The sequence below is a fragment of the Companilactobacillus crustorum JCM 15951 genome (assembly GCF_001434585.1).
Lineage (GTDB): Bacteria > Bacillota > Bacilli > Lactobacillales > Lactobacillaceae > Companilactobacillus > Companilactobacillus crustorum.
In genome coordinates this window covers 1-13,049 of the sequence record NZ_AZDB01000043.1, presented here as the reverse complement: position 1 = coordinate 13,049, position 13,049 = coordinate 1, and the positions used below count along the sequence as shown (strand labels likewise).

Here is a 13,049-nt window from a genome sequence, read left to right as displayed (position 1 = left end):
AAGACTTTAGCACTGTCATTCAACTAGTACAGCCCTTTTTTAAGCATTAGAATCCAACCATTACAGGCGTTATTTTAAGTATAATCTAAAAAACAGCCCCTAACAAACCAAGTTGATTTGTTAGGGGCTGTTTTATCGGTCTTTTCAAGGGGTTATTTGTTAATTATAGCCCCTAAAATGCAACACATAGTTTTCTATGCTAGCTTCTCAATGTCCTATGTGTTTTTGTATCTTATCGGCCTGGCACAAGTTATATCTTTTTTATTTTACACGTACCTTTTTCTCACAATTAAAGCTATAGGCCTTGATAAATAGGAATTTACAGCACCTTTAAAGTAATATAAAGTATATACGTAAAGTATGTTCTTACCTAAATTAAATAAAAATTCTAAGGCACCACCAACTTATTAAATTTGTAGTTCTTACTTAAAAAATTAACAACAGGAGATAAACTAATGCAAAGTAATTTCGAATTTCTAAAAGCAGATCCCTTAACCGCTGATTATTTTTCTTCAGCAACGCAGGCTGAAAAATCATATGCTCTTGGTTTATACTCTGGTGAAGAAACAAGTATCCGTGTAATTGTTGAGAATATTGCACGTGATATTGCAGATCAACGTTTTTTAAATGTGTCTGATAAGGATACATTTAATGATGTTTTACGTGCTCTTAAATATGATACCAGTATTGACCATGATACTTTGGAGTTATTCTATAATCTTAAACAAAGTGGTAATCAAGCAGCGCATCAACTAGCAGTTATGACAGTTTCAAAAACTGATCAAGAGACAGGGTTACGTGATTTAAAGAGATTATACAAGCTATTAGCATGGTTCGTTAATAATTTTTACGATCAAACCATTGACATAAATGATTTTAGGGAGCCACAAAGAGAAAATTATATCTATACGGCCACCTCAATAGCATCTGCTGCTGAACGTAACTTAATATATATCCAAAGTGCAAAAACGGAAAATGGACATTTCTTAGACTATATTGGCAGTGAAAAAATAGGAAAAGCTTCTGTTACTGACCTCGAAGCAGATATGAGTGAGAACAGTAATTATCTGCGTCAAACGGCTCAGAAACGTATTAACCAATACATGGAGACAGCAGGAGTACCTTCTAAACTTGAATGGGCAGAACTTGCTTATCGTAAAAATGGAGAACCACATTGGTTTACCGATAAGGATGTCCATCGAGTCCTTGAAAGGTCAAAAATTGAACACAGTCCTAATTTGGCCGGTCAAGAATGGTTTAAAACCGATTTGGCCACGGCTAGAAAAGCTATTAAAGCTGTTAAGAACAACCAGTCAGTTATTGATACTGATAACAATGAGGACCAGAAACCTAAAATTGTATTACGTCCTGAACAACTTGAATCAGTAAAAAAGACCAAAAAAGCATTTAAAAACGATAAGTATAGTAACATGCTCTGGAACGCCAAAATGCGTTTTGGAAAGACCTTATCAGCATTGCAGCTAATTAAAGATGAAGGATACAAGCATGTCCTAATAATGACTCACCGACCTGCTGTGGATGAGAGCTGGTTTGAAGATTTTGCTAAAATTGGCATGCCAGAGGCTGGTTACCTGTACGGTTCAAAAAATCAAGGAGCTACATTTGAATCACTGCGTACTGGTTCAAAACCATTTGTTTACTTTGCCAGTTTGCAAGACCTATCAGGTTCAAAGCTAGTCGGTGGTAAGGTTAAAGATAAGAACCAAGAGCTATTTGCTGAAAATTGGGATCTAGTGATTATTGATGAGGCCCATGAAGGTACTCAAACTGAACTGGCTCAACAAGTACTAAAACATGTTCAGGGACCAAAAACCAAGGTTCTTGAATTGTCTGGTACACCATTCAACATTTTGGACCAATACGAAGATGAACAAGTTTATACCTGGGACTACACGATGGAGCAACGAGCTAAACAGCAGTGGGAAATTGACCACCCACATGAACCTAATCCATATGCTGGATTACCTCGTGTGAATATGTTTACTTTTAGCATGAGTGATAGGTTTAAGAATCCTAAATTTAGTCAGGTAGGTGGTAAATCATTTAATTTTAAGGAGTTTTTTAAGGTCAATAACCAAGGTAACTTCGTTTATGAAGATTATGTAAAACAATTTTTGAGAAATATTACTACACCAAGCAAGCACACAAGTTATCCCTTCTCTACTAAGCAATTTCGTGACCAGTTACGTCATACACTTTGGTTAATGCCAGGTGTTAGAGAAGCTGGAGCAATGGAGCATTTGTTAAAACAGGATCCTGTTCTTGGGGAAATCAATGGTTATAAGATCATCAACATTGTCAAAGATGTCAAGGGCGAAGATAAAGGTATTACTGATCAAACAGATGTTGATCGTGTTAAAGCAGAAATTGGTGATGATCCTGCTTCGACTAGAACCATAACGTTAACGGTTCGCAAACTTACGACAGGAGTTACTATTAAACCGTGGACAGGTGTTATTTTCTTGTCGAACACTAATTCATCAATGCAATACCTTCAAGCAGCATTTAGGGCTCAAACTCCATATTCTGACCCCCATTTTGGTACCAAAACTGACTGTTTTATTTTTGACTTTGCCCCTGATCGTGCACTAACAATAATGGCAGAATCGGCACAAATGAATAGTGGTGTGGGTAAAAGGACAACGAGTGTTCAGAAACAACGTATGAGTGATTTGCTCAACTTCCTACCAATTATTGGTGAGCAGGGGAACCAAATGAAGCCATTCCATGTAGATTCAATGCTCAAGCAAATTAAGAAGGTGTATGCTGAAAAGGCTGTTAAATCAGGATTTGAGGACGACTCCCTTTATTCAGATGAATTACTTATGATTAAAGAAGCGGATCTTGAGGACTTCAAGGATCTGAAATCAATAGTTGGTAAGACTAAGCGAGAGAATACTAAAGTTAAAGTTAATATTAACGATCAAGGCTTAACTGATGAACAATATGATAAAACTGTCAAAGGCCAAAAAAAGCCGAAGAAAGAACGTTCACCTGAAGAACAGGCAGCGATTGATCAGATGAATGCCATGAAAAAGCAACGAAGAACGTTGATTTCAATTTTGCGTTCAATTTCAATCAGAATTCCGTTAATGATATACGGTATGGATGTCGACTTGTCCAAGGACATTAGTATCAATACTTTCGTCGAAAAGGTTGATGATCAATCTTGGGAAGAATTTATGCCTAAAGGTGTTGATAAATCTTTATTCCGTAAGTTTATCAAATACTATGATCCACAAGTATTCTTAGAAGCTGGTCAAATCATTCGTCAAAAGGTAAAAGAGCTCGATAATGCTGACCCCATGGAGCGGATTGAAAAATTGACTGATATTCTAGGAACGTTTCGTAATCCAGACAAGGAAACAGTATTAACACCTTGGAGGGTCGTTAATATGCACTTAGGCAAGACAGTTGGCGGACTATCGTTCTTTGATAGTAGCTATGAATACAATACGGAAGATGGCGAAAGTGCCAATCATTGGATCAATACTGATTATACTGACCAGGTATTTGCGCCAGACACTCATATTTTGGAAATTAATAGTAAAACCGGTACTTATCCCTTGTATATGGCAGCATCACTGTACTGGAAAGATTTCCAGAAATTGAATGAACAAACTGCAGGTAAGTTTGCTTTAGAAAATGAACTGTTCATATGGCAGAAAATACTTCGTGAAAATATTTTTTGTATCGCTAAGACACCAATGGCTAAATCAATTACTATTCGTACATTATGTGGCTTTCAAAATTTTGATACGAATATTGAGTATGTTGATGGTATTGTTGAAGACACAAAGAAAGATGTTAAGGATGAAGTTAAAAAGATAAAGGGGGTATTTAATAACATGAAATTTGACGTTATTATTGGGAATCCACCTTACCAACAAACAGTTGCAAAGAAAGAAACTACTAATGGTCAAGAACGAGTAGCTAGTGTGTTCCAATACTTTCAAACATTGAGTGATCAATTAGCAGATAAATATATTTCTTTAATTTATCCTGGAAAACGGTGGTTACACCGTTCTGGTAAAGGAATGCAAAATTTTGGAAAAGAACAAATCAATGATCCTCATTTAGAAAAACTCATATATTTTGAAGATGCATCTGAAGTGTTCCCCGGAGTTGCAATTGCTGACGGTATTACAATCGTTTTTAAAAATAAATTGAGAGACAGTGATACCTTTAGTTACGAATATCATGAAAGTGATGGAACAGTTCAAACAGTAGATCTTCAAAAGCCAGGAGAAAAATTGTTAATTCTTAATCCAAAAGACAATTCTATTACACAATTGATGGATCACTTTGTTAAAAAGCACGGCCTATTACACATAAGTGATAGTAGTGTAATTAATCAAAAGTTGTTCAGGATTGAGAGTAGTTTTGTTGAAGATCATCCTAAAGAAGTTCGCCCTTTTAATGACAACTCAAGCATTAAAACTAATGAGGTTAAGCTTTTAACCAACAATAAATCGGGTAAGGGCGGAAAGGCTAGCTGGTTTATAACTGATCTGAATAATATTCCAGTGCATCATGAGTTAATCAATAAATGGAAAGTGATTGTGTCAAGTGCGAACGCAGGTGGCCAGAAACGTGATAATCAAATTGAAGTAATTGATAATAAATCGGTATTTGGACGTTCCCGTATAGCACTTAAAATGTTTGATACACGCGAAGAAGCTGAGAATTTTTTAAAGTACGCTAATAGTTATTTGATTAGATATGCTTTCTTATTAACCGATGAATCTTTAACTAGTTTGGGTAAGGAAGTTCCGGACTTAGTAGATTATGGTCCAAACAACAAATTTATAGATTTCACACAGCCAATTGATAATCAACTTTATGAGCTATTTGGATTAAGCGAAACCCAAATTCGACATGTAAAATTAACGGTGGATAATTTACGATGACAGAAGAAAAGATTATAAAGTCAGCTGATAGGGTCAAAAATAATGGTGAAGTTTTTACTCCAAATCGAATTGTTAAAATGATGTTAGCCCAACCTGAAATTCAAGCTAAAATTCATGAACTTTCCGCAACATTTTTGGAACCATCTGCTGGGGAAGGTGCCTTTCTTGTCGAATTACTAAAGCAAAAGATGGCTGTTGTATTATCTAAGAGCACTAGTGCCATCACTTATAATCGTAACTGCCTAATAGCGCTTAGTAGCTTATATGGTATTGAGTACTTAGAAGATAATGTTGAAATGCTAGTAATGAACATGATTACCACTTTCAATCAGTTGTACATTCAGGACGTTGCTAACTTTAATAAGAAACCAAGTCAGCATGTATTAGACAGTGCTAAGGTGATAATACGTGTGAATATGGCGCAAGGTGATACCTTAAAATATGTAAATGCTGATGGCAAGCCAATATTATTGAGTGAATGGAAGCCAGTTGATGGTAAGGTCAATTTTGTTCAGCGAACAGAATATACCTTTGAGTCAATTGTTAATGAATCTGGACCAACTAATACTGTTGCTGGCGAGACAGAAGAAATGGACTTATTTGCTGGTAGTGGATTTTTTGAGGAAAAACCAAAGGCTAAATTACATCGTTATAAGGCTTGCAGGTGGACTGATATTTACAAGCAAGAAATTGAATTTATGTACTAAATTGACTTTTACGAAGATAAAACTGGCTACTCTGACGTTGAGGAGTTTATTGAACACCTTGATGAGAGTAATCAGAAACAGGACCATCAAATCTTAACAAAACTAACATACCAACTAGAACTGTTATCCCAGTTGGGTAATAGGATGCATGAGCCACAAGCCAAGTTTTTGAAAGGTTATCGGCACCCACTGATGGAATTACGGCCAATGCCAGAAAGATTCTTTTACGCTAGTTGGGACCGCGATCGTTTTGTGATATTAAGTCATTATAAGAAAAAACAGGATAAAACGGATCCTCGTGAGATTGAAAAAGCATTAGACTGGTTAGATGATTGGCTGAAACGAAAGGGGAAATGATTATGAGCACTTGGAACGATTTAAAAAAGAGTCTTACTTCGATTAAGCCAGATGAAATGACCGCAATTGAAAGTTTGGCTTACTTGCATGCTCAAAGGGTCAAAAAAGGTATCTCGCAAGTTGAATTGGCAAAGCGGATTGGCATGAAACAACCGCAACTTGCTAAAATTGAGAATATGTCTTCTATCCCTAGTCTTAGCACTTTAAATCGCTATGCTGAAGGACTGGGATTGGTTGCTACCGTTTCATTTAAGCCAGTAGCTACTGTATAATACAGAAAATGACCTCTTCTTAAAGTTGAAGGGGTCATTTTGATTTACAATCTACCGAAAATAAATAGTCTGGATATTCTTTTTCATGTTGCCAAAAGTAATTGAAATATTTTTGTTTTAACTTATCAGCTACCTTAGGGTAGTCACCATTTGTACTTTGAAGATAATACTTTAAAGGCCTAGGCATTTTAACAGGAGATTTGCATAGAGTATCTAATAAGCCTTTCCAATCAGGTATTTTTAAATATCTTTGTGACAGACCAGATCCAATAAACAATACAGGTCTCTTCTTTTCTAATGTTAGAAAGCCCTTTAATTTATCTAAACAATCCGTTTTATACTTAACATAATCCATAATTTGTATGCTCTTTTCTAGTACATATTTACGATAATTATTCGATTACCAAAAATGCCACCATTTTTTATTAGTTATATTTTTAGCTGCCTGTTTTTTGCACCATCAGTTTTTGCAACTTGGCTTTTTTCTATACTTTCAAAATCTTCAACTGGGCCATCTAATTTTCGTAGGCGTTCTTTCAAATGGCGATCTTCTGCTACTGTTGCTAATTGTAATTGTTGTTGTTGGTCTATTAGTTTTGTTAAATGATCTATTTGTCTGTCTTTGCTACTTATTTGCTGGTCTTTGGTCGCAAGCTGTTTGTCACGTTGAGACTTTAAATCTGCTACCTCTTTTCTTAGAGTAGCAATTAGATCATTATTTTTTTTGCTAGTCTTTGTCGCTTTTTTGCTACCTATTTGTTGATCTTTTGCTACCAAAGGCTTTGCTACCTTGTCCCTAATAATCCTTTCAGCTGTAAGGCTAATCATGTTTGTACCTTGACTATCTTTTTGTTGGTTCTTTGTTGGTAGTCTTTGGTAGTGATATTGAATAGTTTGTTTAGAGACCTTCAATTCATCAGCAAGTTCTCTAATAGTTTTAGGCATTATTTCCAAGCCCCTTTCGGAGTTCAGCAAGTGCTTCTTGTCTTGCTTGATCTCTTATTTTTTTATCGTGCTCGGCCTGTTTATCAGCCAATGCTTGTTTCTCAGTAGAGCCTAAAGTTAACCCCTTAACCTTGTCAATGGCGCGCCATTTTTCCTGCTCTGTTAATTCACCATTATGCTGAATGTTAAAGAGTTTTTGACGTTCATCTTGAAATTGACCTTGTGAGAAGTCGTTAGCGTCTTTCTTTTCAGACTTCCAAGTAAAAGAATACCCAATCACTGGTTTCCCGCGGCCTTTACCATATTTTTTTCTAACCGTTAGGCCTCTAAAAAGAGGGGTCAATTCTTCTCTGATTGGTTTAAGAACGTATCTATCAACGTCTCCCGGTTTTTTCCAATAACTTTTAGGAATATCAAGTAACTCAAAAAAATCTTCTTTTGATAAAAAAGCATAACCGGTTGTTCTGAAACCTTTTAACAATCTAAAAGCGGTTTTAGCATAACTGCTTCGAAGATCTCTAAATTCCGCTAAAGCATATCTAACCCACGTGTCTAAATTATTAAGAAGTGGCAAAGCATCTTTATATATTTCAATGTCTATATAAGGAGAATCAGTTTCACCAACAATTCTGAATTTAGTAAACATAACAAACATTTCTCTATTTAATCCAGATTTACTACGTCTTCCAAAATGAAGTCCCATTAACTTTTCATAAGTTCTTTGAATATCATCTTCAAAGCGATTATTTGCAGTCGGTTTATAGTTGCTCAAATCTTTAAGTTGTTCAAAAGAAAATCTAACTGTCTGACCTCCCTTATCACGCATACGAGAAATAATTGAAAAAAATAGATTCATTTCAATAGGGGTGAATTTACGTAACGGAATGGTATTAAGTTCAGGATCATATTTTATAAGTTCATTGCTCATAATCACACCTCCACAACTATTATATAAAATCAACGATTGTTTATCAACGATCATTGTTAAAAAACCTCGTTGATAAACAGACAAAACCTCGTTGATAAACTTCTATAAGCCTTGGGAGAGTAAGGCACAATAGGGGTCTAAAAGAGGCTTAAAAGAGGTTTATAAAAGAGGTTTAAAAGAGGCACCACTGTACGAGATTAAAACCTAGAAACAAAAAACACAAAGGAGTGAGCCAAAAAACATGCTCAAATTAAACTCCACTCGCTCCTTGCGCCTCACTTCGTTCGTTGCTATAAAGGTGTGACAAACCACATTAATACGGGCGCTGACGTTCCGAATCCCATCCAAGCTGAGCCAGCTTGACCACTTTTTCACTCGCAGTTAGGCAGGAAAGCAAAGTTTTTTGTAGAAACTTTGGCTTTCGCCAATTCAGTGTTAAGACTTGATTATTCGCTGTCAATGATAGAGGACGAGCAAAGCGTAGGAGCATAAGGAATTGACAGCGAATAATCAAAGTTTCTAAATCTTAGCAAGACTTTAACTGCTATATTCGTTTTTAAGAGCCTTTTTTCTCGTTTCTAGCGTTTTTAAGGCTATTCATATATATTATTTATACCAAGACAAATAAAAAAGCCCTCTCTGACGATTTTAAGACTATTCATATATGTTTATACCGAGACAAACAAAAAAAGCCCTCACCCAATATGAGTGAGAGCTAATTGTTCTGAAACGTGATTATTATTGTTTACTTTACTTTTATTTACTTTACTTTGTGTATTAATGTCGTCATTAACTCTGTATAAGCTAAGTTTTTGTAATTTTCGCCTTTTTGTTGCTTCTTTATAAGTATCTTGGATATCTTGGCTCGTTAATACCTTATTAGTAGAATAGAANATTTTTATAATAAGAACGTAACTATATCATAAGCATATTAAAATGATGCTTTTTAAAATTTTAGTATAGGGGAGGCTTTGTATTGGTGATAAACTTTATATAGTGCTCAGCTTATTTTTTCTTCATAAGCTGAGCACTATATAAATCAAGGGTTAATAGTGGTGGAGGATACTTTTGAAAGCATATGATTATTTAGTAGTAGGTGCTGGCCTGTTCGGAGCAGTTTTTGCACATGAGGCAGCTCTACGTGGTAAGAAAATTAAAGTTATTGAAAAGCGCGACCATATCGCAGGAAATATATATACACATGAAGTTGATGGCATTCAGGTACACCAGTATGGTGCCCATATTTTTCATACATCAAATAAACAGATTTGGGACTATGTGAATCAATTTGCGACGTTTAATCGCTATACAAATAGTCCAATGGCAAATTATAAGGGTAAAATGTACAATTTGCCCTTTAATATGAATACGTTCAATGAATTGTGGGGAACTAAGACACCACAAGAAGCGATGAATAAGATTGCGGAGCAAAGATCAGCAGCTAAAATTACCGATCGACCTAAAAACTTGGAAGAACAAGCAATATCGTTAGTCGGGACGGATATTTACCAAAAGTTGGTAAAAGGATATACAGAAAAACAATGGGGACAAAAAGCGACTGATTTACCGGCCTTTATTATTCGCCGTCTTCCAGTCCGTTACACATATGATAATAATTATTTCAATGATACCTACCAAGGGATTCCAATTGGTGGGTATACGCAGATTGTTGAGAAAATGCTTGATCATCCACAGATTGATGTGAAGACAGGTGTTGATTTTTTTGACAACAAGGAAAAGTACCTTAAAGATTACCCAAGAATCATCTTCACTGGAATGATTGACCAATACTTTAATTACCAACTTGGAGAATTGGAGTATCGGTCACTGCGGTTCGAAAATGAAGAGTTGAACGTTGACAATTATCAAGGTAATGCAGTGGTCAATTATACAGATGCGGAGACCCCGTTTACACGAATTATTGAGCATAAGCATTTTGAATTTGGTAAAGGTGACAAGAACAAGACGGTTATTACGCGGGAGTATCCAGCTGATTGGAAACGAGGAGATGAACCTTATTATCCAATAAATAATAAACGTAATAATGGATTGTACAAGCAATATAGGAAATTAGCAAAGCAAGAAGGTAACGTGGTCTTTGGTGGCCGACTGGGTCAATATCGGTACTATGACATGCACCAAGTCATTCATGAAGCGCTGTTAGCGGTAGAACATGAACTGGGATAGCGCATTTAGATTACCGTATTCTTGTGTATTTATACCAAAACAAATAAAAAAAGCCCACACTCAATATTGAGTGTGGGCTAATTGCTTTGAAAGTCGAATAAATAAAATAGGATTGTGCCTTTCCTCAGCACTTTGTAAGTATTTAAAACATAACAAACTTAGTTAAGTACAAGCATAAATTGAATTAAAAATACATTCAATTTAACAACGACGGAAATTGATTTTGTGGTTATCAGCAGACCGAGTGAAACGAGGTCAATGTGCACTTATACCCCACTAAAATATCTGCTGAGTTCTAAGTCTATAAAATCTAATCACTATTTTAGATATGATTGTGCTATATTGAACATGAAGGAAGCGAATCATTATGACTATGGTAAAGGCAGCTGTTATCTACGGTCCTAAGGATATCCGCTTTGAAAAAAGAGATATCCCTGACCCCGAACCAGATGAAGTTCAAATTGAGGTTGCATTTAATGGTATTTGCGGTAGTGATATTCATGAATATTTAGAGGGTATGGATTTGGCAACAACGCCTCATCCGCTAACCCATATGCAAGCTCCGCTAATTCCTGGACATGAATTCTCGGGAACAATTTTCAAAATTGGAAAACAAGTCTCTAAATTAAAAATTGGGGATAAGGTTGCAGTCGAGCCAATGATTGCTTGCGGAAAATGTCCAGAATGTCTTGCTGGTCATTATAATTGGTGTGAACATGCTATAGGTAGTGATCAATCAGCAGGATTCTTAGGATTTTCAGCTAACGGTGGTTTAGCTGAAAAGTGCAATGTCAAAAGTACCTTTGCACATCTCTTGCCAGATAATTTTCCGCTTGATTTAGGAGCCTTAGTTGAACCAGTTGCGGTTGCTGCACAAGCAGTTATAGTAAGTCGAGTGTCTCCTGGAGACGATGTCTTAGTTCAAGGTGCTGGCCCAATTGGTTTGTTCACAGCTTTAATCGCACAAATTTCTGGTGCACATCGTGTGATAATAAACGACATGTCAGAGGAACGTTTGAATTTAGCAAAGGAATTAGGCATTCAATACCCAATACGCACTGAGAGTCAAAAGTCATTAGCTCACGCTATCAGCACTATCACTGAAAATCAGGGAGTAGATATTGCATTTGATTGTGCTGGTGTACAACCCACACTTACTGGTGCCGTTCAGGCTCTTAAAAACGGTGGTAAGGTTACCGTGATTGCATTATTTCAACATCCACCAGTTGTAGATGTTAGAGCTCTGCTTAAAAAGGGAGGCAGTTTATTAACATCTTATGGATATGCCAATATCTTTGATCGAGTAATTAAGATTATCGACACCCATCGATCACTATTCGAACATGTCATTACAAAAAAGATTGAATTAAACGAATTAGTCTCAGAAGGAATTGAGTCCTTAGAAAGAGATAAAAAACAAGCAAAGATTTTAGTTCGCTTACATTCTTAGTTAACAGAAGCTTTTTAAAACACAAAATCCCCACAATCATTAACCAAGTAATCTAATGATTGTGGGGATTTTCAACTGGTGTCGCATTGCTTGTTACCAGTAGTGGTCAGTTGATCATTAGTTACTCCTTTTCTTCTCAACAGAACCCTGTGTTTAGTGTTTCTTTTCTGGTTTTGAAAAGGAACACTAAATGCGGGGTATACCAACTGAAACGTAGTGTAAGGCGGTAGTTAATTCTCAACATTCGTATTATTTGTTTTAACGTCATTTATTCGTTACACTATAATTGTAAGCGTATTCAAAAAATAGTTGAAATGGGAGGAATTTATATGTTGGAAAGAAATTTAACAGTTATTGGAAGTTACAGTACGAGAGAAGAAGCTTTATCCGTGATCGAAGAACTGCAAAGAGAAGGCTATAGCCGTGATGATATCATTGTTTACACCAACAAAGATGCGGCTACAAATTTTGATTTTGCTGGACTGTCAGGAATCGATGTTAAAACCGGCGTAAATGGCGTCGAAACGACTCAGGAAGATCAGTCACTATGGGAAAAAATCAAAGATGCATTTTCTGCTGATACGTACGAATACGATTCAAGTTCAAATGAAGAAGCTGACCATGCAAACAACGACCCGCTTTACCAATATAGAGATGATATCTCAGCTGGAAAAATTATTATCACCGTCAATAATTATAAAAACGACCCAACACAAGCAACTGAAAATGTCACAGGCAGACATGCATCAGATGCTGCACGTGCAACTGATCTAGATACTGATACTGATACTGATAGTATCCAGCTTAAAGGAGAAGAATTGGATATCGATAAGCATGATGTGACGACGGGTAAAGTCGATGTCCATAAAAATGTTGTCAATGAGAAGAAAACAGTCGAAGTACCGGTTAAACGAGAAGAAATCGTGATCGAAAGAAAGCCCGGAGATGGTGCGGCTGCAACTACCGATGTCAATGATACGCAAGAAGACGACACGATCACGATCCCAACCAAAGAAGAACAGATCGATGTCAAAAAACGCCCGGTCGTTCGAGAAGAAGTTGACATTCGTAAAAAAGAACACGAAGATATGAAACAAGTAAGTGAAAACGTCAGCCACGAAGAACTAGATGTCGATACGAGTGGTGATGCCCACGTAGAAGACTTACGCGATAATGATCGCAACAAGCATGACCGGAACTAGTTTCTAGCTTTGATTTTATCAAACCTTTTGAACAAGAACTTAAAAAAGATCAGCTTCCTTTAAAATGGTG

9 protein-coding genes and 1 pseudogene are annotated in these 13,049 nt (G+C 36.2%); 7 read left to right on the top strand and 3 right to left on the bottom strand.

Annotation, left to right across the window (positions count from 1 at the left end):
- Nucleotides 1–455: 455 nt before the first annotated feature.
- The 4 genes from FD26_RS09565 to FD26_RS09555 are packed head-to-tail and all read left to right on the top strand — an operon-like array spanning nucleotide 456 to nucleotide 6,267.
- Nucleotides 456–4,931: an Eco57I restriction-modification methylase domain-containing protein gene (locus tag FD26_RS09565; RefSeq protein ID WP_057868207.1), complete on the top strand. Its 4,476-nt coding sequence runs from the start codon at nucleotides 456–458 to the stop codon at nucleotides 4,929–4,931.
- The gene (locus tag FD26_RS09560) at nucleotides 4,928–5,638 is read left to right on the top strand and encodes a DNA methyltransferase family protein (RefSeq protein WP_057868206.1); all 711 of its coding nucleotides are present in this window, start codon (nucleotides 4,928–4,930) and stop codon (nucleotides 5,636–5,638) included. The genes FD26_RS09565 and FD26_RS09560 overlap by 4 nt, the downstream gene beginning before the upstream one ends.
- Nucleotides 5,639–5,995, top strand: coding sequence for a type II toxin-antitoxin system RelE/ParE family toxin (locus tag FD26_RS10925; protein ID WP_082596280.1), 357 nt, complete (start codon nucleotides 5,639–5,641; stop codon nucleotides 5,993–5,995).
- 2 nt (nucleotides 5,996–5,997) lie between these two features.
- Nucleotides 5,998–6,267, top strand: coding sequence for a helix-turn-helix domain-containing protein (locus FD26_RS09555; RefSeq protein ID WP_057868205.1), 270 nt, complete (start codon nucleotides 5,998–6,000; stop codon nucleotides 6,265–6,267).
- Between the two features lie 34 nt (nucleotides 6,268–6,301).
- Here FD26_RS09555 and FD26_RS09550 read toward each other — a convergent pair whose 3' ends face one another.
- The 3 genes and pseudogenes from FD26_RS09550 to FD26_RS09540 all read right to left on the bottom strand — a co-directional run bounded on the left by FD26_RS09550 (nucleotide 6,302) and on the right by FD26_RS09540 (nucleotide 8,140).
- Entirely contained in the window at nucleotides 6,302–6,622 is a 321-nt protein-coding gene (locus FD26_RS09550; protein ID WP_057868204.1) for a hypothetical protein, read from the bottom strand.
- Nucleotides 6,623–6,667: 45 nt separating this feature from the next.
- A pseudogene (locus tag FD26_RS09545) lies at nucleotides 6,668–7,212 on the bottom strand (DUF536 domain-containing protein).
- The gene (locus FD26_RS09540) at nucleotides 7,205–8,140 is read right to left on the bottom strand and encodes a replication initiation protein (RefSeq protein ID WP_057868202.1); all 936 of its coding nucleotides are present in this window, start codon (nucleotides 8,138–8,140) and stop codon (nucleotides 7,205–7,207) included. The pseudogene FD26_RS09545 and the gene FD26_RS09540 overlap by 8 nt, the downstream one beginning before the upstream one ends.
- Before the next feature lie 1,068 nt (nucleotides 8,141–9,208).
- Here FD26_RS09540 and glf point away from each other — a divergent pair.
- From glf to FD26_RS09525, 3 genes are all read left to right on the top strand, one after another.
- Nucleotides 9,209–10,327 (top strand): UDP-galactopyranose mutase, encoded by a 1,119-nt coding sequence (gene glf / locus FD26_RS09535; protein ID WP_057868201.1) that lies wholly within the window; start codon nucleotides 9,209–9,211, stop codon nucleotides 10,325–10,327.
- A 367-nt stretch (nucleotides 10,328–10,694) separates the two neighbouring features.
- Nucleotides 10,695–11,777, top strand: a complete 1,083-nt coding sequence (locus tag FD26_RS09530; RefSeq protein ID WP_057868200.1) for an alcohol dehydrogenase catalytic domain-containing protein — start codon at nucleotides 10,695–10,697, stop codon at nucleotides 11,775–11,777.
- Nucleotides 11,778–12,106: 329 nt separating this feature from the next.
- Nucleotides 12,107–12,979, top strand: coding sequence for a DUF2382 domain-containing protein (locus tag FD26_RS09525; protein ID WP_057868199.1), 873 nt, complete (start codon nucleotides 12,107–12,109; stop codon nucleotides 12,977–12,979).
- Nucleotides 12,980–13,049 lie beyond the last annotated feature (70 nt).

Bases quoted from the DNA above. Each gene is read 5' to 3' on its own strand.
- FD26_RS09565 (WP_057868207.1), top strand. From the start codon at position 456: ATGCAAAGTAATTTCGAATTTCTAAAAGCAGATCCCTTAACCGCTGAT.
- FD26_RS09560 (WP_057868206.1), top strand. From the start codon at position 4,928: ATGACAGAAGAAAAGATTATAAAGTCAGCTGATAGGGTCAAAAATAAT.
- FD26_RS09555 (WP_057868205.1), top strand. From the start codon at position 5,998: ATGAGCACTTGGAACGATTTAAAAAAGAGTCTTACTTCGATTAAGCCA.
- FD26_RS09550 (WP_057868204.1), bottom strand. From the start codon at position 6,622: ATGGATTATGTTAAGTATAAAACGGATTGTTTAGATAAATTAAAGGGC.
- FD26_RS09540 (WP_057868202.1), bottom strand. From the start codon at position 8,140: ATGAGCAATGAACTTATAAAATATGATCCTGAACTTAATACCATTCCG.
- FD26_RS09530 (WP_057868200.1), top strand. From the start codon at position 10,695: ATGACTATGGTAAAGGCAGCTGTTATCTACGGTCCTAAGGATATCCGC.
- FD26_RS09525 (WP_057868199.1), top strand. From the start codon at position 12,107: ATGTTGGAAAGAAATTTAACAGTTATTGGAAGTTACAGTACGAGAGAA.